This window comes from Microcoleus sp. AT9b-C3 (assembly GCF_036705485.1).
In the GTDB taxonomy this organism is placed as follows: Bacteria; Cyanobacteriota; Cyanobacteriia; order Cyanobacteriales; family Microcoleaceae; genus Microcoleus.
In genome coordinates, this window is record NZ_JAUBUR010000011.1 from 110744 (window position 1) to 137117 (window position 26374).

21 protein-coding genes and 2 pseudogenes are annotated in these 26374 nt (G+C 42.9%); 14 read left to right on the forward strand and 9 right to left on the reverse strand.

The genetic code is table 11. The annotated features are described in order from the left end of the window. Positions 1-20 precede the first annotated feature (20 nt). Together QUB77_RS12810 and QUB77_RS12815 are read left to right on the forward strand one after the other, a co-directional pair. The gene (locus tag QUB77_RS12810; protein ID WP_333172754.1) at positions 21-518 is read left to right on the forward strand and encodes a type IV pilin-like G/H family protein; all 498 of its coding nucleotides are present in this window, start codon (positions 21-23) and stop codon (positions 516-518) included. A gap of 3 nt (positions 519-521) precedes the next feature. Beyond that, positions 522-1379: a rhodanese-like domain-containing protein gene (locus QUB77_RS12815; protein ID WP_333172571.1), complete on the forward strand. Its 858-nt coding sequence runs from the start codon at positions 522-524 to the stop codon at positions 1377-1379. A gap of 117 nt (positions 1380-1496) precedes the next feature. Here the strand turns inward: QUB77_RS12815 and QUB77_RS12820 are convergent, their stop codons facing one another. Next, positions 1497-1844, reverse strand: a complete 348-nt coding sequence (locus tag QUB77_RS12820; protein WP_333172567.1) for a hypothetical protein — start codon at positions 1842-1844, stop codon at positions 1497-1499. A 241-nt stretch (positions 1845-2085) separates the two neighbouring features. On the opposite strand from QUB77_RS12820, the gene QUB77_RS12825 reads away from it, so the two are divergent. Further along, on the forward strand, positions 2086-3033 hold the full coding sequence (locus QUB77_RS12825) for a cation diffusion facilitator family transporter (protein ID WP_333172566.1): 948 nt from the start codon (positions 2086-2088) through the stop codon (positions 3031-3033). 276 nt (positions 3034-3309) lie between these two features. On the opposite strand, the pseudogene QUB77_RS12830 reads toward QUB77_RS12825, so the two are convergent. Then, positions 3310-3606, reverse strand: a pseudogene (locus QUB77_RS12830) (TIGR03985 family CRISPR-associated protein); the annotation flags it as partial. A gap of 78 nt (positions 3607-3684) precedes the next feature. Between QUB77_RS12830 and QUB77_RS12835 the strand changes: the two are divergent. Genes QUB77_RS12835 through QUB77_RS12870 form a run of 8 tightly spaced genes read left to right on the forward strand, consistent with a single transcriptional unit; the run spans position 3685 to position 14038 of the window. Continuing rightward, positions 3685-4998 carry a Card1-like endonuclease domain-containing protein gene (locus tag QUB77_RS12835; protein WP_333172563.1) on the forward strand — a complete coding sequence of 438 codons (1314 nt, stop codon included), beginning with the start codon at positions 3685-3687 and terminating at the stop codon, positions 4996-4998. Continuing rightward, positions 4995-6698: a Cas10/Cmr2 second palm domain-containing protein gene (locus tag QUB77_RS12840; protein WP_333172561.1), complete on the forward strand. Its 1704-nt coding sequence runs from the start codon at positions 4995-4997 to the stop codon at positions 6696-6698. Before QUB77_RS12835 ends, QUB77_RS12840 begins: the two co-directional genes overlap by 4 nt. Then, on the forward strand, positions 6685-7392 hold the full coding sequence (locus QUB77_RS12845; RefSeq protein WP_333172559.1) for an RAMP superfamily CRISPR-associated protein: 708 nt from the start codon (positions 6685-6687) through the stop codon (positions 7390-7392). Before QUB77_RS12840 ends, QUB77_RS12845 begins: the two co-directional genes overlap by 14 nt. Beyond that, positions 7389-9017: an RAMP superfamily CRISPR-associated protein gene (locus tag QUB77_RS12850; RefSeq protein ID WP_333172556.1), complete on the forward strand. Its 1629-nt coding sequence runs from the start codon at positions 7389-7391 to the stop codon at positions 9015-9017. Before QUB77_RS12845 ends, QUB77_RS12850 begins: the two co-directional genes overlap by 4 nt. Continuing rightward, positions 9014-10573, forward strand: coding sequence for an RAMP superfamily CRISPR-associated protein (locus QUB77_RS12855; protein ID WP_333172554.1), 1560 nt, complete (start codon positions 9014-9016; stop codon positions 10571-10573). Before QUB77_RS12850 ends, QUB77_RS12855 begins: the two co-directional genes overlap by 4 nt. Next, positions 10566-11153 (forward strand): type III-D CRISPR-associated protein Csx19, encoded by a 588-nt coding sequence (gene csx19, locus QUB77_RS12860; protein WP_333172552.1) that lies wholly within the window; start codon positions 10566-10568, stop codon positions 11151-11153. The genes QUB77_RS12855 and csx19 overlap by 8 nt, the downstream gene beginning before the upstream one ends. 2 nt (positions 11154-11155) lie before the next feature. Beyond that, complete coding sequence (locus tag QUB77_RS12865; protein ID WP_333172549.1) at positions 11156-11731, forward strand: Uma2 family endonuclease; 576 nt, start codon at positions 11156-11158, stop codon at positions 11729-11731. Between the two features lie 51 nt (positions 11732-11782). Continuing rightward, positions 11783-14038: a TIGR03986 family type III CRISPR-associated RAMP protein gene (locus tag QUB77_RS12870; protein WP_333172547.1), complete on the forward strand. Its 2256-nt coding sequence runs from the start codon at positions 11783-11785 to the stop codon at positions 14036-14038. A 139-nt stretch (positions 14039-14177) separates the two neighbouring features. Here QUB77_RS12870 and QUB77_RS12875 read toward each other — a convergent pair. Further along, positions 14178-14408: pseudogene (locus tag QUB77_RS12875) on the reverse strand (GMP synthase (glutamine-hydrolyzing)); the annotation flags it as partial. Positions 14409-14705: 297 nt separating this feature from the next. On the opposite strand from QUB77_RS12875, the gene QUB77_RS12880 reads away from it, so the two are divergent. Both QUB77_RS12880 and QUB77_RS12885 read left to right on the forward strand, forming a co-directional pair. Continuing rightward, positions 14706-16169 (forward strand): ABC transporter substrate-binding protein/permease, encoded by a 1464-nt coding sequence (locus QUB77_RS12880; RefSeq protein WP_333172545.1) that lies wholly within the window; start codon positions 14706-14708, stop codon positions 16167-16169. Beyond that, positions 16135-16884: an amino acid ABC transporter ATP-binding protein gene (locus QUB77_RS12885; protein ID WP_333172543.1), complete on the forward strand. Its 750-nt coding sequence runs from the start codon at positions 16135-16137 to the stop codon at positions 16882-16884. Before QUB77_RS12880 ends, QUB77_RS12885 begins: the two co-directional genes overlap by 35 nt. Positions 16885-17043: 159 nt before the next feature. Here QUB77_RS12885 and QUB77_RS12890 read toward each other — a convergent pair whose 3' ends face one another. The 4 genes from QUB77_RS12890 to QUB77_RS12905 all read right to left on the reverse strand — a co-directional run bounded on the left by QUB77_RS12890 (position 17044) and on the right by QUB77_RS12905 (position 21272). Further along, positions 17044-17769, reverse strand: coding sequence for a hypothetical protein (locus QUB77_RS12890; RefSeq protein ID WP_333172540.1), 726 nt, complete (start codon positions 17767-17769; stop codon positions 17044-17046). Between the two features lie 18 nt (positions 17770-17787). Next, positions 17788-19095, reverse strand: a complete 1308-nt coding sequence (locus QUB77_RS12895) for a glutathionylspermidine synthase family protein (protein WP_006633275.1) — start codon at positions 19093-19095, stop codon at positions 17788-17790. A gap of 108 nt (positions 19096-19203) precedes the next feature. Then, positions 19204-19857 (reverse strand): DUF1190 domain-containing protein, encoded by a 654-nt coding sequence (locus QUB77_RS12900; RefSeq protein WP_333172536.1) that lies wholly within the window; start codon positions 19855-19857, stop codon positions 19204-19206. Positions 19858-20210: 353 nt separating this feature from the next. Then, complete coding sequence (locus QUB77_RS12905; RefSeq protein ID WP_333172533.1) at positions 20211-21272, reverse strand: UPF0104 family protein; 1062 nt, start codon at positions 21270-21272, stop codon at positions 20211-20213. A gap of 254 nt (positions 21273-21526) precedes the next feature. Between QUB77_RS12905 and QUB77_RS12910 the strand changes: the two genes are divergently transcribed. Beyond that, positions 21527-23572, forward strand: coding sequence for a S8 family serine peptidase (locus QUB77_RS12910; RefSeq protein WP_333172532.1), 2046 nt, complete (start codon positions 21527-21529; stop codon positions 23570-23572). Between the two features lie 139 nt (positions 23573-23711). Here QUB77_RS12910 and QUB77_RS12915 read toward each other — a convergent pair whose 3' ends face one another. Beyond that, complete coding sequence (locus QUB77_RS12915; protein ID WP_333172530.1) at positions 23712-24191, reverse strand: hypothetical protein; 480 nt, start codon at positions 24189-24191, stop codon at positions 23712-23714. Between the two features lie 177 nt (positions 24192-24368). Further along, entirely contained in the window at positions 24369-26039 is a 1671-nt protein-coding gene (locus tag QUB77_RS12920; protein WP_333172527.1) for a glycosyltransferase family 39 protein, read from the reverse strand. Between the last annotated feature and the right edge of the window lie 335 nt (positions 26040-26374).

The following is a 26374-nucleotide window of genomic DNA, read 5'->3' on the forward strand; positions in this document are numbered from 1 at the left end:
TTCTCAACTGCTCATTCCACATGGTTTCTGTGAAATTAAGCAGGATTTATAGCAGCAGCAACTGGCAGATCAAAGTTGCGATCGCAGCTCTAACTCTGCCAGTTGTTTTCAGTCCAGTCTCGGAAGCTCAAGTTTCACAAACGCTTAAAGCTAAGGAATCAGAAGCAAAAAAAATTGTGGGTTCGATGAATAAAGCTCAGCAAGTTTACTATGCTGAAAAAGCAGGTTTTACAAGTTCTGTTTCCAATCTATTGGTTTATATGGGTCTCCAAGTTAAACCTGACGCAGCCAATTATAGCTACTCGATCGCCATGGTGAAAAAAGGTGCTGTGTTTAACTACGGAGTATCGAAGCGAGCTAATCTCAAAAGTTTTGTGGGGGGAGTCTTTTTGGTGGGAAACAAGACCCAAACAATCTTGTGTCTAAATGTTGAGCCTGGCAAGACTAAACCAGCTCCTCCAACTAATACCAAAGGGGTTTTAGCCTGCGGTGCTAATACAGCAAAATTTACTCAATAAATTATGTCTAATTTACTGGGTAATTTAGCAAATAACTGGATAGTAAATGCAGATTTAGCTAAGCAATTGCTGGAACAAGAAGCTACTTTACTAGATGCTCGCGCACCTATTTTAAAGTGGTTTTGTCGTTTCCCACCAGCTATTCCCGTAACTTGGCAGGAATTTTCGCGTTCCGACTTTCCCCACAAGGGAAAAATTATCGAAAATAACACAATTTTAACTCTAAAACTGCAAGCAATTAGTATTTGTCAAGACAAACTTGTGATAGTGGTTGCCGATTCTGTGAAAGGGTGGGGCGAAGATGGGCGAATTGTTTGGATGTTGCGGACTTTGGGACACGAAAAAGCAGTTTTTGTCGATGGAGGATATCGGGCTTTAATCAAAGCAGGAATTAATCGAGTAAAAGCTGCAAACAATCCACCGAAAACAGGAGATTTTGTAATATCTCGCTGCTCGACTTGGGAAATCAAGCAGGATGATTTAAAAGCAATTTTAGGCAATGAGAATTTAGTCATTATTGACGCCAGAGAGCCGCGAGAATATGCAGGTAAAACGCCTTACGGAGAAAAGCGGGGCGGCCACATTCCCGGTGCGGTTCACCTCTACTACAAACAGTTAATGGACAAACAGGGACAACTGCTGGCTCGCGGGGAAATTGTCGCTATTTTGCAGCAAAAAGGAGTTTCGCAGTCAACTCAAATTGTGAGTTATTGCTCCGGGGGAATTCGCTCTGCATGGTTGACTTGTGTGTTGACAAATGTGGGATTTAATGCTAAGAATTATGCAGGTTCTATGTGGGAATGGTCGGCTTCGCGTGCCGATAGCTATCCTCTTTCAATAAGCCTTTCAGGGGCGGGCTAGAAGCCCACCCACAAGAAAATTTAATGTTTGTGGAACAGGCCGGAAAGCCTGTTAAGCGAGAATGGTATCTGAACTCAGATTCAACCTATTAACTACAAACGATCGAGGTTGAGATTCTCAACCGACTTGTTCGATATACTGAGCGAGATCGTCGCGCAGGCGGCTGAGTTCGGCTTCGGTGGTGACGCGCACGCGATCGTCCCTAACCGTAATCAGCACTTTTGCAGCAAAAGGAGTTGGCCAGATATTCGGGTTGCAGAAAACTTCCAAAAATACATCTCCTGCATACCGATATTCCATCGGTTTCTGGGGAGAAGCTTTGCCGCCAGAGGTTTTGGCTGCTACAGCTTTCAAACTGTCCATCAAAGCGGCGATCGCACTTTGCAAATCCCGCGCAGCTTGCGGGGAAAAGCTAAAGGAGACAGAACCTTCAACTAAATTCAGTGTCAGCGGAGAAAGAGACATGGGCAATGAAATTTAACATACTATTGTTAATGATAAAAAATATAGTAACCCAAAAGAAGTACATTCCAGCTCAATTGGACTGCGAAACTGGTATTAATTAAAAATTGTCTCAAGAAGCTAGGCTAAATTAATGAATATAAATCTAGTCGCAAGCTAGATTCAGCAATACTTTTAACCTGTTAGGACTTGATAAGCTTTAAACTAGAAGCCAGAAAACTTGACGGCCGAGCGAGGATATTTTATGGTTGCCGATAACCGTTCCGAAGTCCGCAAGGTTTTAATAATTACCTTATTGCTAAATTTGCTGGTGATGGCAATTAAAGCAGCCGTGGGATGGCTGACTGGTTCCCTCAGTTTGCTGGCAGATGCTTTGCACAGCGTCACGGACAGCGCTAATAATATTTTAGGATTGGTAACTAATCATTATGCCAATCCGCAGCCCGATCGCGATCATCCCTACGGGCACCAAAAATTTGATGCTCTCGGAGCTCTGGGAATTGCTGCTTTTCTGGGAATTGCCTGTTTTGAAATTCTCAGCGGTGCTGTCGAAAGGCTGATTAACGGGGGTAAAGCTGTCAAAATATCCCCAAATGAACTGTGGATTTTGCTGATTGTACTGGGGATTAATATTTTTGTCACCTTTTACGAGCGCAGAGTTGGCAAACGTCTCGGTAGCGCGATTTTAGTGGCTGACGCTCAGCACACGATGAGCGATGTTTGGGTGACAATTATGGTCATCGGCGGGTTGATTGGTGTTTGGCAAGGGCAGGTTTGGAATATACCTCAATTACAATCCCTGGATGTGTTTTTGTCTTTTCCTGTGGCTGTTTTGGTATTTAGAAGCGGTTGGAAGGTTTTAACAGAAAATCTGCCTTGGTTGGTGGATGAAATGGCGATCGCACCGGAAGTTATTCACGCGATCGCGCTCGATGTACCGGGGGTTGTCAACTGTCACTCGATCGCCTCCCGCGGCGTTGTAGGGCGTCAAGTATTTATTGATATGCACATGATTGTCGATGCTGTCGATGTAGAAACTGCTCACGGGATTACAGAAGAAGTAGAAGCCCGTTTGGAAGAACGTTTCAGCCCTGTACGCATCTTAATTCACGTTGAGCCGCCGGCTTACCATTCCGACCAAATTAGCTACGATTCTGGAGAGAAGGAAGAAGTTAAGCGTGAAGTTCGGTAACGGATGAGTGTAACGGATTTAACGGATAGACTGAAGCTGGAAGAGGATGGATGTGAAGGAGGAAATATTTAGGCTGTATTTCCAGGAAACAGCAGGTTGAGGGATGAAGGAGGAAGGCGGTTTTTGCGATCGCAATTCCTCTAATTTTTTAAATGCTATCAAGGGAATTAACGCGATCGCACTTAATTTAGTGCTAGTTTTCCACAGGAAAAGGGGGGTTTTCCACAGAAATCGGCAAGTTTTCCACAATAGTTTTGATAATTATCGGGCAAGAGACTATTGGTACAAGTTCCGAGTTTTTTGGATTTCTACGGCCATTTTCTGTCGCAAGTCCCAAGGTAGCAGAATTTCGACTTCTGAACCTAAAGCGCGCAACCACCTCAGCGGGTAGTAGTCTGTCTCTCGGTAAGTGACTTGGTAGTAAGCATCGTCGGTTGGGCGAGACTGGAGGATTTGTAAAAGTGCCGATCGATGTTCTGGGTTGGGAGTGTATTGTGTGATTAATGTGGCGGCGCGATCGTACTCTATGGCGGTACAGGTAGAGTGAATGCTGATTCCTTGCAGGTAGGATTGAGCGAAAGTGCTATTTCGCGTTCATCCTAGCTCTGATTAACAGTATGATATACTCAAATATCTAGGAGGTTAAATTTGATGAGTAGTAACGATACTTTCCAAGACTACAAAGTTAAGCACCTTTTCTTGCTGGTGGGTGAAAACCCACTGCCTAATTATGTAGCTACCATGAAGCTACTAGACACAGGCGGCACAGTATATCTTGTTTACACTAATCAAACACTATCGCAAAAAGCTCTATTGATGACGGCACTAAAAACTCAAGGCTTCAAAAACAAAGAGGTGGAATTAAAGGACAATAAATCTAATGCCTATCGAATCTATGACAAAGTTCATCAAGAAGCTAAAAAAATATCAAATACCAATCCTAATGAAGAGCCAGAAAAAAAACTAATAGGGCTACATTATACAGGCGGTACAAACACAATGGCAGTTCACGCTTATCGAGCCATAGATGCTTTAAATAGAAATGATACAGTCTATAGTTACCTAGATGCCAAAACGCTAGAGATATTTATAGACAATCCCTCTTCTGATTCTACTCACAGAGGAGTTCATTTAACAGTGCCTCTAGAAGTCTTATTTAAACTCCACAAGTATGAATGGCACGAATATAAGAAGCCACTTACTAAACCAATTTTACCAGATGCAGCCGCTGAATTTGTCAGACTATATCAAGATGAGGTAATAGCCAAAACCTGGAGAACCTGGGCTAATACTCATCAGTATAAGAACTGGGGAGAACTTAACAAAGCAAAAAATTTAGAAACTGGTCAGTGGAAATCTGAAGATGAGCTTTCTAATTTATCTTTGAGTTTAACAGGCGTACACCCAGAAATTATCGAAGTTCTGCGTCATAATTTAGATGCTTCGCCGACTCAACTTTCCTTAAATGTCACTAAAGCAAAAGGATTTGAGAGTTTTCAACAAGTTTGTGGATGGCTAGGAGGTATTTGGTTAGAACATTATGTGCTTCAGCAAGTTAAGGAACTGACGCAAGACTTACAGCTTGGTGAAAGCAAAATGTCAATTCATATTCGCAAATATCAAAGTGAAGGAGGAAAATTTGAATTTGATGTTGCTTTCATGCGAAGTTATCAATTATTTGCCATTTCCTGTACAACCAGTGCCGAACACACATTATGTAAGCTCAAACTCTTTGAAGCATACATCAGAGCTAAACAATTAGGTGGTGATGAAGCCAGAGTAGCTTTAGTCTGCTGTTGTGATGGTAACAAGTATATTAATCAACAAAGTATGTACAGATATCTAAAAAGTCAGTTAGAAGGCTCTATAAACAATCCTAATGTGGCTGTATTTGTCAGACAAGATTTACTAAATTTAAAAGAAAAAATTGCAGATTGGGTTGACCGAACTAAGGGTAAATCATGAGTAAACTAACTGTCACTGTAATCGATACAACAGGAATTCAAGACTATGTTTTCAGCAGTAACCGTCTGCGCGAAAATATTGGAGCATCTTACTTAGTATCTCAAGCTACTAAAGAATGGGCTGAAAAAGCTTTGCTGGATTTAGCAAAAGAACTTAATCAAAAAGTTCATATTCCTAAACGTAATTCATTACAGGAAATCCATATCGGTAATGAGGATGTAGCGGCTGAGATAGTTTATGCAGGAGGTGGCAATACAGTCTTACTGTTTGCAAACTTTGAATATGCTGAACGTTTTACGCAAATTTTGACAAAACGAGTGTTGCAAAATGCACCAGGTTTAAATATTGTCGTTGCTCATGACAAAGAATTTGAATTGGATAAGGGAGCGTTCAAAAAGAAATTAAATCAGCTTTTGGAAAAGGAATTAGCGAAAAAGAAACGTGAGCGAGTTGCTTCTGTACCTTTATTAGGTTTAGGAGTAACAGCAGCTTGTCGTTCGACTCAATTTCCCGCAGTCAATACCAGCGAAAAATATATTGATGCAGATGAAGAGGATATTTATCTAATTTCTAGAGAAAGTGAAGCCAAACTCAAAGCAGTTCCTAAAGCAAATCAGAAACTGATAGAAAAATTTGCTGGCACTTTTAACTCAGACATTTATGATTTTCCCTATCGCACAGACTATTTAGGTCGTTCTGAAGGTGAATCAAGTTACGTTGCGATCGTTCATGCAGATGGTAATGGGATGGGAAATCGATTTCAAAAATGCGGGGAAGGAAAATCTGACAAAGAGGCAATTGTTAAAATGCGTAAACTTTCTCTAAGTGTTGAGGATGCTGGAATAAACGCTTTGAGAAAAGTTTTAGAGATAGTTCATGACTCTATTGAGAACGGAGAAATAAAAGGTAAAATCGGTCAATTACCTCTAAAAAAATCTAAGAATGGTAAATACTACCTACCGTTCCGTCCTTTAGTGTATGGAGGTGACGATGCTATCTTTGTTTGTGAGGGAAGGCTAGGACTCGAGCTGGCAGCAATTTATCTGAGGGAATTTGAAGAACAAAAAGATATAGAAGGTCAACCGCTTAACTTGACGGCTCGTGCTGGTATTTGTGTTGTCAAAGCTCACTATCCCTTTGCTAGAGCTTACCAAATAGTTGATGAATTATACGGAGCTGCGAAAAAACTGATTTCTCAAGAAAGAGAACGATTGGAGGAAGATAAGGAATATTATTGTTCGACTCTAGATTGGCATTTTGCCGCCAGCGGTTTAATTGGTAGTTTGGGCGAAATTAGGCAGCGGGAATATGAAGTTCCATCGGGAAACATGATGATGCGACCAATACGCCTAAAAGAGTATGACAGCGACGATAACCAATGGCGGACTTGGGCGAATTTTATTAGCGCAGTTCAACATTTTAATGGCTACTTTGATGATGTAGAAGGTAATGAAAAATGGAAAGACCGTCGCAATAAAATAATTGCCTTGCGCGAAGTTCTCCGCCAAGGTGCTGACAACACGAAACAGTTTATGACTACTTACGGCATCAAACAACTGCCACCTTTTCCACAAATTGATAACTTACAGCAGGAAGGTTGGGGCGAACAAAATGAAAAGTATTATTGCGGTTATTTTGATGCGATCGAAGCAATGGATTTTTACATGGGCTTAAAGGGTGACAACAATGAGCAGCTATGAATTGCAAGTACAGATTAAACTTTTGAGCGATACAACCTTTGGTCGAGGTGACGGTGTTGCGGGTTTAGTTGACCAAGAAGTAGAACATGATTCTTTCGGATTTCCTTATCTTCGAGGGCGTACTTTAAAAGGTTTATTGAGTGAGGAGTGCGATAATTTAATTGTCTTGCTCAAAGGCGAGAAATTTCGACATTGGAAAAAGATTAGAAATCAATTATTTGGTGTTTCGGGAAGCACTCTAGAAACAGCATCAATGGTCCGCGTTGGCGATGCTTGTTTGCCACAACAGTTACGGGAAGCCGTGGGAAATCAAATAGAGAAGGAGCGAGAAGAAGATAAACCGCGTTTAACACCAACAGATATATTGCATTCCCTGACAACAATTCGCCGCCAAACCGCAATTAATCCTGATAATGGCACAGCAGATAAAGGTAGCCTGCGATCTGCTCGCGTGGTAATGCGCGATCGCCCTAAAACCCCATCCCGTTTTACGGCTTTCCTGTTTTTTGATGAAGAACCAACACCAGATATGAAAGCTCTTTTAGCAGTTGGGATTGTAGCACTTCGGCACGTTGGTAGTGGACGCAACCGAGGGCGAGGTCACATCCAATGTAGTTTATGGGATGCCAGTGGTCAAGATATTACTCAAGATTTTATCTATCTTTTCGGAACAATTGAGGAGGTAAATAAATGAAAGTAATCACCTTTCTTTTAGAGACGCAACAGCCAATTTTAGCAACTTCGTTTCAGGGCGATCCAAATAGTGATGTGTCTTTTCCTTATATTCCTGGGAGTATGATTAGAGGTGCTTTGATTGGTCGTTACCTCAAGCGCCACCCAGAATTAGGGGAAGATATTTTCTCAGATGTAGGTATCTATAAAAAGGTGAAACGCTTATTTTTTGATGGCAATACCCGTTACTTAAACGCCTATCTATTCTGTAAACAACACAAAAAACGTACTTTACCTGCGCCTCTTGCTTGGTATAGGGAAAAGGATGATGAATTACCTACACCAAAAGAAACAAGAAGTTTATCTGTTCACGATTTGAGTCAATATCTCCCAGAACAGCTATCTCTGAAAAGCTTAAGTGAAAAATTTTGCACTGTTAATGAAAGACAAGTTGTTTTATACAGAGAGAACCGACGGATTAATATTCATACCTTACGCGATCGCACTAAAGGACGTTCCTCACCAACCAAGCGCGACCCAGCTACCAATCAAGTTATTCAAGAGGGAGAAGGTACTATCTTCCGTTATGAAGCTTTAGATGTTAAACAAACTTTCCAAGCCGTTATCTTGTGTGAAGATGATAATGCAGAAACTCTTCACGAGCTACTAAAACCAGCAGATATATGGTTCGGTGGCTCTCGAAGTGCTGGCTACGGACACACAAAAATTCATGCAGTTAAGTGTCAAAATATTAAGGATTGGCATGAAGTAGATATTAGCCCCGAACAACGACTTAATCGTCGAAAACTAAAAATCACCCTTCTTAGCGACACAATTCTCCGCGATCGCTGCGGACAATTCTCAGTCACTCCCTGTTTGGTCAAGCAAGCGATTGAAGATAAGTTAGCAGTGCAGTTACCTGAAGCAACCAATGTCTTTATCAGTAGCACTGTTGTTGGTGGATTTAATCAAAAATGGGGTTTGCCTTTACCGCAAGTACCAGCTTTATCAGCAGGAAGTGTTTTTGTATTTGATGCACAACTAACAACAGAACAAATTAAGACTTTAGAAACAGAAGGGATTGGCGATCGCTGCATAGACGGTTTTGGTAGAGTTGCTGTTAATTGGTTGGGAGACTATCGAGAATTTTCTGCTAGACCTCCTGAGCCAATTAAAAAAGATATTCACTTAGACGAAAAATATCATGACTTAGCTGGACAAATGGCTGAAAATATTTTACGCCAAAAGCTAGAGCAGTTTCTCGTAGATAAAGTCAGCGATATTAAGATACAAGGCCAAATTACCAACAGCCAACTTTCTCGCCTAGAAATTGTTGCTCGAAAAGGATTGACAAATCCTCCCAGCCTTCTGCCAATAATAGAGTTATTGAGTAGTTTGACTTCAAAGGCCAGCGAACAGTATAGAAATACAAAAGTTTCTGGCAATAAATCTCTCGAACAGCAGCTTAAAGATTGGTTGATAGACCCAATGCAATCCAGCTCCTGGCTGAACAATTCCCAGGAATTAGAAGTTAATATTGCTGGAGTGACTCGCAAACTTGAACCTGATTCCAATCTGGTTAAAGAGTATACACTGCGTTTAATTATGGCAGTTGCTAAAAAAGCCAAAAAGGAGAGCAATCGATGACTGAGGAAAGTTCTTTAAGGGAAAATGAATTGACACGGAAACAGCGTTATATTATTAAACGCATTATTGTACGCGGCACTTTAACTTTAGATACTCCTACTTGTCTGGGAAGCGGTGATGCTGAAAGTCCAACGGATTTACCATTACTCAGGGATAGTATTAGCGATCGCGCTCTTTTAACAGGTTCCTCAATTGGGGGTGCATTGCGGAACTACTTGCGAGAACGCGAACATGGATACACGGCTAGCGAATACGCTGATGATTTAGCAACCCTCTTATTTGGAGGAATGCGGAGTGATGATGATGGGAATCAAAGTCCTTTAATTATTGATGATGCGATCGGCAATAAACCAATCAAAACAGAACTTAGAGATGGTGTAAAAATCAATAGTGCTACAGGAACAGCAGCCGAGAAAGCTAAGTATGATTTAGAATTGCTGCAAGCTGAAACAGAATTTATACTTAGTTTTGAGCTGCTAATAGAGAAAAACGAAGATGAAGCCAGGTTAGTTAAAGCATTAGCGATCGCACTCCAAGGATTAGAACCTAAAAAAGATCCCAATGTCTCTGAATGTCAAAATGATTCAAAAAGTGGCGAAATTTGTCTCGGCATGAAAAAGCGGCGCGGTTTTGGTCGCTGTCATGTAAAAGAGTGGCAGGTTTGGAATTTTAATCTGGAAGATGCAGACGATCGCATGGCTTGGTTAACCCTTGACCATTCTTGGTTAACTGACCCACCCTGTAGTAAACCACCCGCTGTTGATGCTTCAATTGTCGAAGCAATGAAAAAAGCAGGTCTTGGTGTAGCAGAAGATTGGGAAGATAAGCGCAATCACTTCCTCATCCACGCTACATTCAAATTAGTTGGTTCCCTCCTCATCCGTTCCGGTCAAGATTCAACTGGACGCGCCCCTGATGTTGTACACTTAAAATCTCATCGACATAACGAAACTAATCCAGTATCAGTATTATCTGGTACGAGTTTAGCAGGAGTATTACGGCATCGTGCTGAGAGGATTATTAATACCCTTGAGAAGCCAACAAGCATCATTGATGAAGTATTTGGCCCTGACTTTAGCAAGGATAAAAGCAAACAGGCAAAAGCAAGCCGTTTAGTTGTCCATGAAAAAGTTATCAAAGATGCAACTGACTTAGTACAAAATCGGATTGCGATCGACCGTTTTACTGGAGGTGCATATCATGGCGCATTATTTGACGAACAACCTATATTTGGTGGCGATGGAACCATTGTCACTGTTGAACTAGAGTTAAGGAATCCACAAGATTATGAAATTGGATTACTGTTACTTTTGCTGAAAGATTTGTGGACAAGCGATTTACCTGTGGGAGGTGAAAGCAGTATTGGGCGGGGAAGGTTACAGGGAAAAAATGCCACATTGACTTGGTATCAAGGGAAGCGAGAAAATGAGTTGAAGCGTGAAGAAAAATGGACGATCTCTCAAAAAGATGAAAGCCAAGCTTTAGAGGTGAGCGATCCTCAGAGATTACAAAAATTTGTTGATGAATTAGTTGACGAGGTAAAAAGCAATGAATAAACCTGATTGCAAACCAATCGAAGATGCTCAAGATATTATTGATAATCCCTCTCTGTGCAATTGGTTACAAGCTAAGGCAAAGGAGTATCAATTACAATACTTATTAGCTCACGCTGATGATGGTGTCATTTGGGGTAAATTTAGAGGTGATGACAATAAGTTGGTGACATCAGGAGATGACGATGTATTTCCAAACTTAGCTCAATTGCGTCTTTGCACTCTCCAACAATGTCGAATCTTTGGTAAAAAAGCTGAGGTTATGCTGTGGAAAGTTGGTCAAAACTGGAAAGCACGTTCGATTGAAGATGGACATCTTTCAAAAAAAGATGATTATATTTACGAAGAGCAAATTCTTTTGGGAACTCAGTCGGAAGGGAAACCCAAACAGGATTTTACTTTAGTTTCAGATGGTTCACAAGGTCTAAAACACGCTGTCCCTTTAATTAATATTTCATTTAGCCAAGACAAAAAGAATCTATATCGTCCGATTCGTTTACTCGTGCATCACTATATCGACTATGATGATAGTGGGGTGGCGAAAATTTATCTCAGTCGATTAGTTCATTTACGAGGAACCTAATTATGATTGCTGAACCTCAATACAATCAAAAAATGACGGCGGAAGAATACGTAGAATGGGAAGCCAAGCAAGAACTTCGTTATGAATATATTGATGGCGAAATTTTGGCAATGACTGGGGGTACTCTTCCTCATAACAGCGTTGCTCTCAACTTTTATACAGCCCTAAGACCTCATTTACGTCACAGAGGTTGTCAAGCTTATGTGTCAGATGCGAAAGTTCAACCCATTAAAAGTAGTCGTTATTTCTATCCCGATTTAGTTGTAACCTGCGACTCAGATGACTTGAAAGCGCGCGATTTCATTCAAAATCCTAAAGTCATTGTTGAGGTTCTTTCGCCCGGTACAGAAACTTACGATCGCACCAAAAAACTCAAATATTATCGCCAGATTCCGAGTTTGCAAGAATATGTCTTAGTTGATTCAGAAGAAATAGTAGTTGAGGTTTATCGTCGAGGAGAAGGTAAAATGTGGCTTTATTATGAGTATGAAGCAGGAGAAATTATTACTTTAGAAAGTATTGAGTTTGAATGTGCGATCGAACTTTTGTATGAAGGGATTAGTTTTGACAAAGAGTGAGAGTCGCAATCAAGATTGAGTAATTTTATTTAAGTGTAAGGAGATTGGATAATGAATCCCAAACATATTGATATAGTTCCGAATGACAGAAGAGCGATCGCACCCTACAACTTTGTCGAACTTCCCGCTACAGTTGTTGCAGCAGAAGATTTACCAAGTGGCGATCGCTACCATTTAGATCGCAAAACTGGCAAAATTGAATGCACATTAACGACAGAATCCCCTTTGTATATTCGCTGTGGACTAACAACAGAAGAATTTAAAGCTGAGAAAGAAGGTAAAGATTTACCTGATTTTTTCTACACCGATCCAAATGCTAAAAATGAAAAGCCTGTTCTTCCTGGTAGCAGCTTACGGGGGATGCTGCGAACATTGGTTGAAATTGTCAGTTTTGGAAAAATCGATCGAGTTTCAGGTAATCAGCGATTATTTTTCCGTGCAGTAGCCGCAAATAAAAATAAAGAATCTTGGGGTGAAGAATACAAAAAGTATGTTGAAGCTGGCAAAATCAAGGCTGGTTATCTAAAAAAAGATAGTGAAGGATGGTATATTCAACCTGCTAAGAATGAACAATGTGCAACATTTGCTTGGGTTAGAGAAACAACTCTTAACTTGCCCGACTTTAAAAAATTCAATCACGATAAATATGAGCCTCAGTATATTTCTGCTAGCTATAGAAGTGAAAGTGTAGCTGTAGATCAAACAGATAAAGCTAAACGCTTATTTGCTAATGATATCGAGTTGCCAGACACCCATCCGCAAAAAGGCGTGCTTGTTACCAGCGGAAATATGAAACAAGGAGATGAATCTTCATCTTCTCCGCGCCATAATCACTGCCTAGTTTTTGCTGAGGATAAAAATGCTCGTCCATTAAAAATAGATAAGACAGCCATTGAGCATTATCGCAATGCTTTAACTGATTTTCAGAAAAAATCACCCTTTAATAAAAATTTGGGATTATTAGAAGAAAATCAAAATCGTCCGGTGTTCTATTATCACGATCAAAATAGCAATACAGTAGGATTCTTTGGTCAAAGCCCTAATTTTCGTATTCCTTACTCTCCTAAAGGGAATGGACACGCAACGACTGTACTAGATTTTATTCCTGAAGATTTGAGGAAATTAGCATCAATTGATCTAGCTGATGCCATCTTTGGTTGGGTAAAAAAAGAATCTAAAGACGAAAAACTGTCTCAAGGTTTTGATAAACAAAGAGCAGGTCGTGTATTTTTTACCGATGCTTTATACCAAAGCAGCCAAAATGGTATCTGGTATGAAGATAATCCCGTAACTCCTCAAATTTTGTCTAATCCGAAACCAACTAACTTTCCACACTATTTGGTTCAACAAAATGTAGATAAATTAGAACTAAAACACTATGCAAGTGAACCTATTGAAAAAACAGTAATACGTGGACATAAACTTTATTGGCATAAAGGAAGTAATCCAGATTTCAAACTACCTCCACCGAAAAAAGTTATTGATCTCCCGAAAAAAATTTTAAATACTCAGACTACTCTAATTTCCGATCCTCAGACTACTCAAATTAGCCCAATTAAAAAAGGTGTAACTTTTAAGTTTGATATTCACTTTGAAAATTTGAGCAAAGTTGAATTGGGTGCATTGTTATGGGTGTTAAGTCTCAGTAGTGACAAATCACAAACACTCGACACTGGTAAACAGGATGAAAAATACTGCTTTTCTCTTGGTATGGGTAAACCGTTGGGGATGGGTGCAGTGAATATTGACTATGAATTGCATTTGAGCAATCGCAAAGAACGCTACAAACATCTATTTAACGGTACTAAGTGGAAAACTGGCGAAGAAGACCAATCTCAAACGCCTGAAAAAGAAGAAGAATCTGTGAAAGCATTTGAGAAATATATACTTGATTGGATTTGTTGTCAAGATTATCCAAAAGATCGAAAGAGAGAACAACTCCAACACTTAAAGCAGTTGCCACGAATTGAGATGTTATTGGCGATGCTACGGTGCAATAGTCCAAATGCAAAACAGACTCGATATATGACGATTGAGCCTGACAATGAGTACAAAGATCGTCGTGTCTTGCCAACTCCTTTAGATGTGATGGGAATACCGGATAACCGCAGATGCTATGGCACTTCAAGTAATTCAAATTCTAACTTGCAAAAGCCAATAATTAAAAAATCATCCCCACCAGTATCAAATCAAAAAACGCACTCTAATTCGCCTAAGCCAGAACCTAAACAGAAGACCGATCGAGATGAAGGTGGAAGTGGCGTGAATTTGGCAACTCAAAGACCGTCAAAACCACCCAAACGTTGAGCCGATCGCCCTTCCCACTCCGCCATCCGCTGAAGCCCCTGAAGCGTAGCTATCCCCTAGGGAATCGCCCTTTTACCCAAAATCACAATAAGCAGACAGACGAAAAAATCTGTCCGCCTACTTAATGACTAACTACAAATCACTCCCACTCGATCGCTCCCGGCGGCTTAGAAGTAATATCGTAAGCCACCCGGTTCACCCCCTTAACCTCATTCACAATCCGGTTCGAGATCAGTTCCAACAAATCGTAAGGAACCCGCGCCCAATCAGCCGTCATCCCATCTTCACTCTTAATAAACCGCAGAACGATCGGGTAAGCATAAGTGCGCCGATCGCCCATCACCCCTACACTGCTAATCGGTGGTACAACATGGGGGGAGTTGTGCGGGCAAGCTTTCCTTTCTAAATTGTTAAAAAATGTGCCTTGCGGGCATTTTTTAAATATAAGTTAGTGGCACAATTATCTATCTTTAGCCCTGGGCGCATTAAGACCTTTATAATCGGTTTTTGACTATTATTAAATGCTAATTATGCAGTTTGTTTGTCCATCAAACCCGGTTTCTGGAAACCCGTGCGTCTAGGAGTATATCTTCCTTTACAACGGTGGCTTAATTCCGATTTGTGGTATGTTTTGTTGGCGAGGGGATTTTTTAGGACAATGTTCAATATGAAACGTTTAAAATTAAAATCAATGCTGGTGGCGGCGATCGCGATCGCCTTTTGTTTAATTGCGATCGCCAGCTACGCCCAAGCCAACAAGACTTTAACACTGGCGACTTCCCCAGACTACCCGCCCTATGAATTTAAAGATACGGCTGTTAGCGGCAACGAAATCATCGGTTTTGACATCGATATTGCCAAATATATTACTAAAAAATTGGGCTACGAACTGAAAGTAGTTGGCATGGATTTTAACGGCTTAATTCCCGCTTTGCAGGCGGGCAGAGCCGATTTTGTGATGGCTGGAATGACTCCCACAGCAGAAAGGAAAAAAAATGTAGATTTTTCTGACCTTTACTACGAAGCTCAAAATACAATTGTCGCCAATAAAGGCAGCAATTTGACCAAAGCTGAAGATTTAGCCGGGAAAAAAGTAGGCGTTCAACTCGGAAGCATTCAGCAGGAAGCTGTGAAAAAAATGGCCGGGGTGCAACTGGCTCCTCTGAATAGGATTCCTGACATCATTCAAGAAATTAAATCGAACCGCCTCGCGGCAGGAGTGATCGAGGATACTGTCGCTACGGGTTATGCAGCAGCGAACCCGGACTTGGAATTTAACACAATTCCGAATACTGAAGAAAGCGGTTCGGCGATCGCCTTTCCGAAAAATTCGAGATTAGTTCCCGAATTCAACCGAGTCCTCCAGCAAATGAAAGCCAGCGGTCAAATTAAGGAACTAGCTACTAAGTGGTTTTCTCGACCAATTCCGCAAGAACCTGCTCGAGCAAATCAGCCTGCGGTAGCGTCCAAGTTCGGGTTAGATTTTGGCAAAATCGTGCCGAGTTTGCCTTATATTTTGTCCGGGATTGGGGTAACGCTAACTTTTACCTTGCTGTCGGCATTTCTCGGATTTATCTGGGGAATCGTCCTGTCTCTGTTTAAGATTTCTAGCATTAAACCGCTGGCTTGGTTCGGTACTGCTTATACTTCTATTTTTAGAGGAACGCCGCTAATTTTGCAGTTGACTTTAGTTTATTTTGCAACGCCGCAGCTTACGGGCTATAATATATCGGCGCTGCAAGCTGGCGTGATTACTTTTTTCCTGAATTCTGGGGCTTATATTTCCGAAACAATCCGCGCGGGAATTCAAGCCGTAGATAAAGGTCAAAAAGAAGCCGCAGAATCCCTTGGCGTTCCCTACAAACTGATGATGGGCGATATTATCTTGCCGCAAGCGTTGAAAAATATTTTGCCTGCATTGGTGAATGAAAGTATTGCTTTGCTGAAGGATTCAGCTTTAGTTTCAGTAATCGGCGTAGAAGACTTGCTGCGCCGCGCTACAATTGTGGGAGCAGAAAAGTATATTTACTTTGAACCTTTGATATTTGTCGGCGCAATTTATTATTTGATGGTGCTTAGTTTAACTTGGGGGGCAAATGTACTCGAACGTAGACTCCAAAGTAGCAGTTAAGGTCGATCGCCTGTATAAATCTTTTGGCAATCTGAAGGTTTTGCGCGAGATAACTACTGAGATCCACAAAGGAGAAGTGATTGCCATTATCGGCCCTTCGGGGTGCGGCAAGTCTACTTTTTTGCGGTGTTTGAATTTACTGGAAGTTCCAACTTCGGGACACATATACATTGACGGGGTGGATATTACTTTGCCGAAGGCAGATATTATGAAAATCCGCCAGAAAGTGGGGATGGTTTTTCAGCATTTCCACTTGTTCCCGCACATGACTGTGCTGCAAAATGTGATCTATGCGCCTGTAAAGGTGAAGCAAATTGCTAAAGATGAGGCGCGTGTGAAGGGGTTAGAATTGCTGGAAAAAGTGGGTTTGTCAGATAAGGCCCAGGTTTATCCTTCTAAGCTTTCGGGGGGACAAAAACAGCGGGTGGCGATCGCCCGCTGTTTGGCTATGGAACCAGAGATTTTGTTGATGGACGAACCGACTTCTGCACTCGATCCAGAAATGGTTAAAGAAGTGTTAGATGTGATGAAAGCTTTGACGAAAACGGGAATTACAATGGCAATTGTAACTCACGAGATGGGTTTTGCGCGGGAAGTCGCCCACCGGATTTTGTTTCTAGATGGCGGAAAGGTGGCGGAAGATGTGCCGCCGCAGGAGTTTTTTAACAACCCTCAGTGCGATCGCGCCAAGCAATTTCTGGAAAAAATGCTTTAATTCATATAAGAATTAGAGTTTTTAACCGCAGAGGACACAGAGGACACAGAGAGAGTTAGAGGAGAAAGAGAAAGTTGCGGTAGGGTGCCTCAGTTTGAGATGTTCGAGCGCCACGGAAAGTATAATAATGTTGATCCGATGATTAACTTGGTAATTCTGTTAGAAAAAGGAGAGAATTCTTTGAATCACCTGGGTATTAAAATCTTTCGGAAAGCGGTGTCTTTCCTGAGCGTGATCGAGAAAGAAAGTTTTGGGATAATAAGCAAGACTGGCTTCCATCTGGCTAATCTTTTCTAATAAGGGTTCGATCCGATCGATTTTGTCGGGATGGCGATGTTGGATGAGAGTCGCAGCATTCCTAAAATGCCGCCCTTCATCCTGCGTCACCAAATGTCCTACGCGAGCAAAGCCGTTCCCATAGTGTTGGTAGAATTCCTTAATATCCCGGTGATAAGACCACACGGAACCCATTTCGTCAAACATTAAACCAACTAGAATGGTGAATTCGTTCTCAATCAGAAACGAGATCGGTTCGAGTTCATGCACCCGACTCTGGTTTTTTTGGTCGATCGCCTCTGGGGACAAACCTGATACCATGTGATAGACCTTACGTAGAGCAACGTAGTGCCGTAATTCGTCTTGCAGCCAAAGTTCGATCGCACTCATGAATTCTAACGAAAACTCTGAACTGCGAGATAGCAGATGCTCGTAGAGTGGCTGACTGTCTCCCTCAGAAAACACATCTCGGCTCAGGAGATCCATAAATCCAGCCTGAATTGTAGGCGCGACTTCGGGAATTTTCAACTCATCGGCAATAAATTCATCTACACTCCACTCACTGCTAAGAATTGGAATTCCCCGGACATCATGAGTTTGTAATTTCATAGTTTTTCTGATTAGAAGTTAAGTATTCACCAGACGATCGCTCACGATATGCGGAACGATTAAGCAATGTCGTCCGGTGATCGGATTGGTATCTCCGCGCAATACGATGCCGGAGGGAGTATCGCCGACAATCCAGGAACCTACGACGAAGTGGTAGCCAAAATATTCGGGCAAGGGTTGATAGGACTGAATAATGAATCCTTCGCGATCGTAGCCCATCGCCTCGCGGGCGTGAACGGCTCCGGCAACAAAATCGCCTGTTTCAATAGAAACCCCAACACCTTCTAGACCGACGAGGGGCTTTTTGACGTGCATTTGGGTCAGTAATGCTGTGGATTCGAGCGAGATAGTATCTGTGAAGAAAGTGGGTAGCAAGAATTGAGCGTACACTGGGTGGTTGCCAAATAATTCCCACATCCACACCATCGATCCTTTATTGCTTAAAATCTGTTTCCACAGCGGTTCAATGATTTTCACGTCCCCTGCTATCAGGCGCGATGCTAGGGCTTCATCTGCGTTAAAGGATTGGCTGGCGAGTTGCAAATCCAGCCAATCGACGATTTTCCACAGCCGCAAGATCCGATTATTGAATTGATCGACAAAAAATCCTTCTTCATCCACGCCCAGATGGTTACGCAATCCTACAAGTTGGGTGAAAAAGCGATCGTTTCCCAATTCTTGATTAATAATTTCTACCAGTTGTCCTGCCATCTCGGTATCTTCTGACAGATGCTCGTCAATTAACAAGCTCAGGCCGAACTGCTTTAAATCATAATGACGACTTAGAGTGCGGAATCGACCCGCAACTTCGTCCCAAAAGTTGTTGAACTGATTGGCATCGTTGGGAAGCGATCGCAAATCTCGGCTTGGTTTTTTCATGTCATCTAACCACAGCCATTGATAGACTGTTTCTGCACCCAAGAGAGGAGTTTCTCCGTTGATTTCTAGAAGGCTAATTTTTCCATCTTCAGTGACGGCAAGATCGAAACGGGTATAAAGAGACATATCTTCTGCTTCGTCAACCCGATCCCACGAAACCTGAATTGCTTCCCAGAAAGCAGGGGGAATAGCGAGTTTTTTCATCCGATTTTCTAGACCATCAGCGGTGAAAAACCAGTCCAAAAACTCCCGGCACATATCCCAAAGAGCCTCAGTAGCATCCCAGATCCTCGCCTCTTCCTGGCGCGAAAACATCACCCCAAAGGGGCGGTCTAAGGCTTCTGCCCAGTAGCGTTGGTTGATGTCTGCAAGAGGCTGACATTGGTAGGCGTTCTCTAATACGTGCTGCTGCCAGTTGCGTCGTCGCTGAAACAAAAAGGGATACATGGATGAAGCGCCTTGCTAGTGGTGTCGAACTCAAGGATCTACAAAAACAGAGAAAAGAACTAGAGAAAAAATAGTTGTGGGATGAATCGCCGCTCAAAAATGCTTGCATCACTTTCCTCCGCTTCCCAAAGGAGCCGTGGAACGGACTGTGCTACCAAACCTCCCTCGTCCTTTGATGGTTCCCTGAGCTGCGTGGCCTGGGGGGCGATTTGGGGTGTCGCCACTGGAGGAAAAGTAGGGAGAATCTAGCGGTATGCCCGGTAGGGGACGAGTAATCTGGGTTCTATCTGGAGTTACAATTCCGATGTTGGAGCGGTAAACGGGTTGCACTGGATAAACCGTGTATGAGCCGCCGTTGACGCCGTTGACCACTGTTGGAGGGGCATCATCATCGACATCATCGGTGAAATAGAAGCCGCCGAACTCTGGTCGCCATCCGGGGGTAGCAGCGCTGGAATTCGATACCTGCGAGCAAATGCTTGCTGTGTCTTCTTGGCATTCTGGCTGCGTGCGATACACGGGCGTAATGCGTTCGTATTCCTGCATTGCGTACCGGAACTGGGCCTGACACTGCTCTTTTGTGAACCCGTTGCTTTGGTTCATCGCATCTACAATACATTGCTGTTCGGATTCGTAGTAGCGTACTTCGTTGCGTTGGTGCAACATGGTATAAGCAAGATAGCCTAATCCACCGATCGCCAGTACACCGGATGTAATTAGAAGGTAACGAATTGTTGTCGTTCGATTGTTGTTATGAGTCATGGCTAACCGAAGGTTAGAGTCATTCGATTTTAGATTTTAGATTTTAGATTTTAGATTGGCCCCACGGATAAATTCGGGGGCTTGAGGATTTTCGATTTGAGATTTTGGATTGATTCCACGGATAAATCTGGGGGCTTGTACCATCAAGAAATTCTTGGTCCTTATTTCAAAGAACCTGTAATGTAATGAATTTGCTGCCACTGAGATGATTGGATTTACAGAGTCAGCCAAAGTTCAAGTAATTTACCTAAGTCTGTGAGTTGGCACTCAGGACTTTGATTATAGCTTTTACTACATTGCCCGATTCAGAGATTCCTCGAACGCCGCAAATTATATCCCTCCAATATTTGATTTCAAATTCGCTTTTTTTGACTGCGCTGATTTCGCTGCCGATCGAGCTTTGCTAAAAATGCACCCGAAACATCCGCCAGAATGCTAATTATCCGATACAAAGCCACGGCACCCAGAATTATACCCGTAGAAAAGCGATCGGACAGCAGGGCGATCGCCGTTGCTTCAAATACTCCCATTCCCCCCGGTGCACCGGGTACGACTAAACCGACAACAAAGGCAAAACAAAAAGCACCGAACAAGTTGGGAATATTGCTAAAGTTCACCGGAGTTAAAGCCGTTACAGTTAGCAAAAATCCGCAGCCCCGCAATCCGATAAAACACATTTGTCCGATTAACGGCACTAAAGGATAGCGTTTTATTGGCAAATTTATTTGGCGTTTAGACTTGACACTAGATGTTTTTTTAGTTAGACTGGAGGTAGACTCTAAACGCAAAGTTTGTCGATCGCCCGCAGCCTCCTCAGCCTCTGAATTTTCCCCATTGTTCTTTGATAACTTCAACCGCTCTACAAAGAGAACGATCGGATTTAAAATTCGGGGATGAATCGCCGTTAAAATGGCAGCACAACCGACAAGCCGCAAAAACCAATTGAATTTGTCAAAACAAATCAACCCAATCAAAACGCCCGCAGAAGCCATCAGCAGCGGTTCCAGCAACACGCTGAGAGTAGCAGCTTTGGGGAAAATCCCGGCTTTTTTCGCGTCCAAGATTCGACCCCAAAAATGCCAAATATTCCCCGGTAAATACTTGGCAATATTAGTTTTGAGAAAAACTTGAATCGCCCAGCCGGCAGTTACAGGTTGGCGGAATTCCCGCAAAATCAACATCCACACCCAGCCGACAAAAATTAGAGAAAATAAAGTGACGCCAAGGGCGATCGCCAGTAACGGAAAACTTTCGGCTCGAATTTGGATATTCGCGACTTCTCGCCAGTGAGTTAAAAAAGCTTTGGCAATAAATAAAAACGTCCCGCCCAAAATCAAATAGCGCAAATAAGGCTTTAAATGCGACTTCGCGAGATTTAAAAAATTCTGGATTCGATGCAAGTGTGGTTTTCCCATTTTCTGATCCCGATTTTGAATTTGGGATTAAGTTCTACTGTTTTAGATTTTATATTTGAGAGGAGCTAAGGCGGAATTGTGGTTGATTTATACGACAGGAGATGACGGAATAAATCTGTTTAACCTAACCTATGCAGACCTCTACAGACTGTGCGTAATGCCCGCCTTACAGACTATTTAAGGCATTTTTAACCACAAACTTAAATTTAAAATCTAAAATTTAGATCGATATACCTCACTAGGAGTACATTTCTATGCCCGGTCCGAGCCCTGACGGTCTTTCCTATCTTTTAGATGATAGCCCCAATAGTTTCGCCTTGACTCAGGGCTTTTTGACTCCTTATCCTAACGGACTTTTTGCCCTCGGAGGCAACGATTTTATTATCGGTTGGTCGGATGCCGATCGCATCAGCGGTGATAATGGTAACGATCGCATTCTCGGCGGCAGCAATTCCGATACCCTGTTCGGGGGTGCAGACAACGATGTGCTTAACGGCGGTGTCAACAGCGACATCCTGTTTGGCGATGCCGGCAGCGATACCTTGCAGGGAGGTAAGGGAGATGACGCCCTCAACGGTGACTCCGGCAGCGACGTTTTAGTGGGCGATGGGGGCAAAGATACGCTGACAGGGGGTTTGGGCCCCGATACCTTTGTCCTCCGCACCGACTCCGCAGTCTCCGATCCGGCTGCTGCTGACGTTATTACTGACTTTAACAGTTTTGTGGATTCGATCGGACTGACTGACAATCTAACCGAAGCTGACTTGATTCTCGAAGAAATCTCGATCGCGCCCGGTATTTCCAATACATTAATTAAAATTAGCCAATCCAATGCTATTTTAGGCTTGGTAGCCAACGCATCTCCACAAGACCTCGCCGATACATTCATCTCTGCAACTACCGTATTGGGCAACCAACTGGATCAAGCTCGCGATTTAGGCGTTTTGGGTGGCACTCAAACGATCGCAGACTCGGTTAGCAACGCCCGCCCAGACGGCCTTTACCGCTTTACTTTGCCTGCAACTAGCGACTTTAAATTAACTGTCAGCGGTTTGGCGGCGGATGTTGACGTGGCATTAATTAAAGATATTAACGGCGACAATTCTATTGACTTCACCGATATTATTGCTTCTTCTCAAGAACCGAATTTATCGCCGGAAGCGATCGATATCAACGGTTTAGCCGCAGGAACTTACTTTGTTCGAGTTTATCAATACCAAGGCAGTACAAATTTCTCCCTCAATCTGTCTGCAACCCCGCCAACTGTTTCTGCTAACAATGCGAGCAACTTGCAGGGTTTTAACTCTCGTTTTGGGTTCGGTTTGGTGAATGCAGCGGCGGCAGTTGCTAAAGCTCAAGGTACTGCACCTTTTCCTGACGTTCCCGACTTGGGCGGCGACGAGTGGGGCAGAGATTTAATTAAAGCTCCAGAAGTTTGGGCCCAAGGCTTGACTGGAGACGGAATTGTGGTGGCAGTTATCGACAGCGGAGTTGACTACAATCACCCGGATTTGACGGGGAATATTTGGAGTAATGTGGGGGAAACGGGTGTTGATGCGATCGGTCGCAATAAAGCTAGCAACGGGGTTGATGATGACAACAATGGCTTTGTTGACGATTTCCGAGGATGGGATTTTGTCAACAACGATAATGACCCGATGGATGATAACAATCACGGCACTCATATATCGGGTTTAATTGCTGCGAAAAAAGATGGGGTTGGGATTACTGGAACTGCTCCGACTGCGAAGATTATGCCTTTGAAAATACTTGATCGGGCAGGAGTGGGTAAAATTCGGGATGAAATTAATGCGATTAATTATGCGGTGGCAAATGGAGCGAAGATTATTAATGTGAGTTTGGGTGGCCTACAGTTGAATGCTCAAGAATTGGATGCGATTCGGGCGGCTGAAGCTCAAGGCGCGATCGTGATTTCGGCGGCGGGAAATGATGCTCGCCCACAAGTAGATTATCCGGCTCGGTTTGCCAATGAGGTAGGAATTGCTGTCGGTGGTGTTACCCGAAATGGCTTGTTTGCGGATTATTCTAACCGGGCAGGTGCGGAGACAATTAATTACTTTGTTGCAGCAGGCGGCGACGCTGGTAGGGCGGATTCTGGTGACATTTATTCAACTGTGCCACTTTCTCAACCGGGGATTCCTTATCGATATTTTGCGGGTACTTCAATGGCAGTGCCACAAGTATCCGGCGTGATAGCTTTAATGTTGCAAGCTAATCCGAGTCTGACTCCTGCTGATATTAAGAGGATTCTGGCGGAAACTGCGAATCGATCGGTTTGAATTTGAGGCAAGTGCGATCGATCTACAATCCTCAATCTTCTACCAATTATTAAAAGCGAACCGTAGGGACACCGCAATGCCGTGTCCTACTCCCCGCGCCGGACAGGCAATGCCCTGTCCCTACTTTTGGGAATTGGTATTAAAAATTGGCGGCGTAAGTTAAGTCAAATTGGCGGCACAGGGTGATGCAGCAGTAGCTTGGGCGATCGAATACTAACTCGTAATTCATCTGGCCGTCTATTTTGGTGATCGGCTGCTTTAAGGGGATGCCATGAATGTCGTATTGGCGGCGTTCTAAGGCACTCCAGTCGATTATTTTGGAGTCGATTTGGTTCTGCAACTCAGTTGCGATCAGATATAGGTGCATCTTGTCTTGAACTTTCCCAGTCAGGGGAACTTTTATTAACACTGACTGGGTGACGAGGGGTTTTTGGTCGTTGGGATGCTTCTGGGTGTGGCAGCTTTTGAATTCTATATCGTAAGGTTCTACCTTGAATTTATCTCCACTGGCGATCGCAGATGAGTGCAAATCTTGCAGGCACTTTTCTAGGTGAGGAATCAGCCCCAAGTCTGGATCGCACAGCAGTTTACGAATGTTGGAGGTTTCAGTGACTGTCATTTGAGATTTTTGATGTGATTTTTTGATTCTTAACTTTTAGCTTACCACGAAAAGCAAACCTATCGAACTCTACTTGCGACATACTTCCCAAAATGCCGTTCATGGTCAGTATGCCGCATTGAATAATACATTTATTTTTGGGCAGCAAACCCGTGTTTTTTGCCTTAATCTTTTAGATTATTTTTGGGTAATTTTCCAGAGATTAAGCTCGACATTAGTGGCCGCCGGATCTATTTGATAGTTTTGTTGCTGAATTGCCGATCGCAAAGTAGAGGAAGGTCTGTATAAAAACAACTCACTGAAACCGCCGGGAATTTGCGGGGGTTGAGGTTTTTTCTTGGCCAATTCTCGATTTTTGTAGCAAGAAGTGTAACAGTGGGGTTCTATTAGCAGTTTGACTTTTGGTTCGAGGTAATAACTTAAAGGCATGATATATGCGATATTGGCATCGCTGATAATTAGCGGATTGCTGGCTTGATTGACATTCGCGGCTACTTCCAAGGCACCCAACCAACCGCTGCCTTTATTCCACCAAATGTCTGCTTGAGAACTAACTCCACCGGATATAATACCTGCGGAAAAAACTGCAACTATAACGATTTTCCACAGTTTTTTCTGTTTTAAGTTCTCCAAATTGTTACTAATTTTGGCAGACAGCAGGTAAGCCACTGCTAGCTGAATTCCCACATAACAAGGAACTAAATATCGCGGATTTGCCGATCGCCTTCCACCCTTGATTAGATCGGGTACTGCTAAAAACAAAGCAGTTGTGGCAATTAATAACAATACAATCAACCACACTCGCTTTGGTGTTTTTCGGCATAGATAATAAAGAGCATAGCCGACCAAAGCTAAAATCATGATACCAATTGGAATTAGCAAAGCTAATTGTGTGGTGTTGGCAGTTCCATCAATGCCTATATCAAAAAATCCTATGCTGATGGAACCAACCCACCTGCTGACTAATCTTAAGTAATCTGTTTTTTCTGCCCATGCTGTTGTGCTTCTAACTTGATTGAAGTTTTCTACAGTATTTACCAGGGTAGGCATGAAGCCGATCAAAGCGATTAAAGATGCTACATAATAGGAAATGAATGTTTTCACATCGCGCCAGTTGGCAATAACTGCGACGTAGATTGCGTGGGCGGCAGCGACGCAGACAAATAACAAGTGTGTGTAAAATCCCAGTGTTGCTGTGCCTGCATAAAGCGCCCAGGAAAGAATGAGGCGGACAGCATTTTGAGTTGACTCAGGGCGCATTGCTCGCAGCAAGGCTGCACTGGATAAAATAGTAGTTACTGTCCACAAACTGTACTGTCTTGCTTCTTGGGCAAATATGATGTGGTAGGGAGAAATTGCGAAAATTGCGATCGCCATCCACACTACTGTTGAAGATTCAAATAACTCCCAAGCCAGCCAATAAATCGCGGGAAATACTAGCAGGCTAATCACGGCGGCCAAACTTCTCATTGCTGCAACGGAACTGCCGAACCATTGCGCCCAATATCGCGCTAGTACGTAATACAGAGGGGGGTGTTGGGGGTCTTCTGTTGCTAAAGAATTCAGGGTATCCCTTAAAGTATTTTCGGAATTTATCTGCTGATATTTTTGTAAATCCGCAGGCGAGGTTATTTTCTGGTAAGAAATTTGTTTGATTATTTCGGCTTCGGTGTAGCCCGAAACTCTCAAAGAAGTATATGTTTCATCTATCCAGTAAAATTTGCGATCGAGATTGGCGAACCGAAATAAAATACCTATGACTAATACGGCGATAATTAAAAATCGCAGCCACTTGTCAAGTGAAAGGTTGTGAGAATTTAATCGATCGCGATCTTTCGTAGATTCCATTTTATAACTAGCTAACCTCGCACAAATTTTTCCTGTTACCCCACAGTAAGGTGCGGCGCACCCCACCGTAAGGTGCGCATTGCGCACCCTACCAACTTAACAGCCAGAGAGAGGACTGAAGCCCTCACTGCCAACAAAGGAATGATTAATCATCCACTCCTTCAGTAAGGTGCGGCGCACCCCACCGTAAGGTGCGCATTGCGCACCCTACCAACTACGAACAAAGGAATGATTAATCATCCACTCCTTCAGTAAGGTGCGGCGCACCCCACCGTAAGGTGCGCATTGCGCACCCTACCAACTTAACAGCCAGAGAGAGGACTGAAGCCCTCACT

Bases quoted from the DNA above. Each gene is read 5' to 3' on its own strand.
- QUB77_RS12810 (WP_333172754.1), top strand. From the start codon at position 21: ATGGTTTCTGTGAAATTAAGCAGGATTTATAGCAGCAGCAACTGGCAG.
- QUB77_RS12815 (WP_333172571.1), top strand. From the start codon at position 522: ATGTCTAATTTACTGGGTAATTTAGCAAATAACTGGATAGTAAATGCA.
- QUB77_RS12820 (WP_333172567.1), bottom strand. From the start codon at position 1,844: ATGTCTCTTTCTCCGCTGACACTGAATTTAGTTGAAGGTTCTGTCTCC.
- QUB77_RS12825 (WP_333172566.1), top strand. From the start codon at position 2,086: ATGGTTGCCGATAACCGTTCCGAAGTCCGCAAGGTTTTAATAATTACC.
- QUB77_RS12835 (WP_333172563.1), top strand. From the start codon at position 3,685: ATGAGTAGTAACGATACTTTCCAAGACTACAAAGTTAAGCACCTTTTC.
- QUB77_RS12840 (WP_333172561.1), top strand. From the start codon at position 4,995: ATGAGTAAACTAACTGTCACTGTAATCGATACAACAGGAATTCAAGAC.
- QUB77_RS12845 (WP_333172559.1), top strand. From the start codon at position 6,685: ATGAGCAGCTATGAATTGCAAGTACAGATTAAACTTTTGAGCGATACA.
- QUB77_RS12850 (WP_333172556.1), top strand. From the start codon at position 7,389: ATGAAAGTAATCACCTTTCTTTTAGAGACGCAACAGCCAATTTTAGCA.
- QUB77_RS12855 (WP_333172554.1), top strand. From the start codon at position 9,014: ATGACTGAGGAAAGTTCTTTAAGGGAAAATGAATTGACACGGAAACAG.
- csx19 (WP_333172552.1), top strand. From the start codon at position 10,566: ATGAATAAACCTGATTGCAAACCAATCGAAGATGCTCAAGATATTATT.
- QUB77_RS12865 (WP_333172549.1), top strand. From the start codon at position 11,156: ATGATTGCTGAACCTCAATACAATCAAAAAATGACGGCGGAAGAATAC.
- QUB77_RS12870 (WP_333172547.1), top strand. From the start codon at position 11,783: ATGAATCCCAAACATATTGATATAGTTCCGAATGACAGAAGAGCGATC.
- QUB77_RS12880 (WP_333172545.1), top strand. From the start codon at position 14,706: ATGAAACGTTTAAAATTAAAATCAATGCTGGTGGCGGCGATCGCGATC.
- QUB77_RS12885 (WP_333172543.1), top strand. From the start codon at position 16,135: ATGTACTCGAACGTAGACTCCAAAGTAGCAGTTAAGGTCGATCGCCTG.
- QUB77_RS12890 (WP_333172540.1), bottom strand. From the start codon at position 17,769: ATGAAATTACAAACTCATGATGTCCGGGGAATTCCAATTCTTAGCAGT.
- QUB77_RS12895 (WP_006633275.1), bottom strand. From the start codon at position 19,095: ATGTATCCCTTTTTGTTTCAGCGACGACGCAACTGGCAGCAGCACGTA.
- QUB77_RS12900 (WP_333172536.1), bottom strand. From the start codon at position 19,857: ATGACTCATAACAACAATCGAACGACAACAATTCGTTACCTTCTAATT.
- QUB77_RS12905 (WP_333172533.1), bottom strand. From the start codon at position 21,272: ATGGGAAAACCACACTTGCATCGAATCCAGAATTTTTTAAATCTCGCG.
- QUB77_RS12910 (WP_333172532.1), top strand. From the start codon at position 21,527: ATGCCCGGTCCGAGCCCTGACGGTCTTTCCTATCTTTTAGATGATAGC.
- QUB77_RS12915 (WP_333172530.1), bottom strand. From the start codon at position 24,191: ATGACAGTCACTGAAACCTCCAACATTCGTAAACTGCTGTGCGATCCA.
- QUB77_RS12920 (WP_333172527.1), bottom strand. From the start codon at position 26,039: ATGGAATCTACGAAAGATCGCGATCGATTAAATTCTCACAACCTTTCA.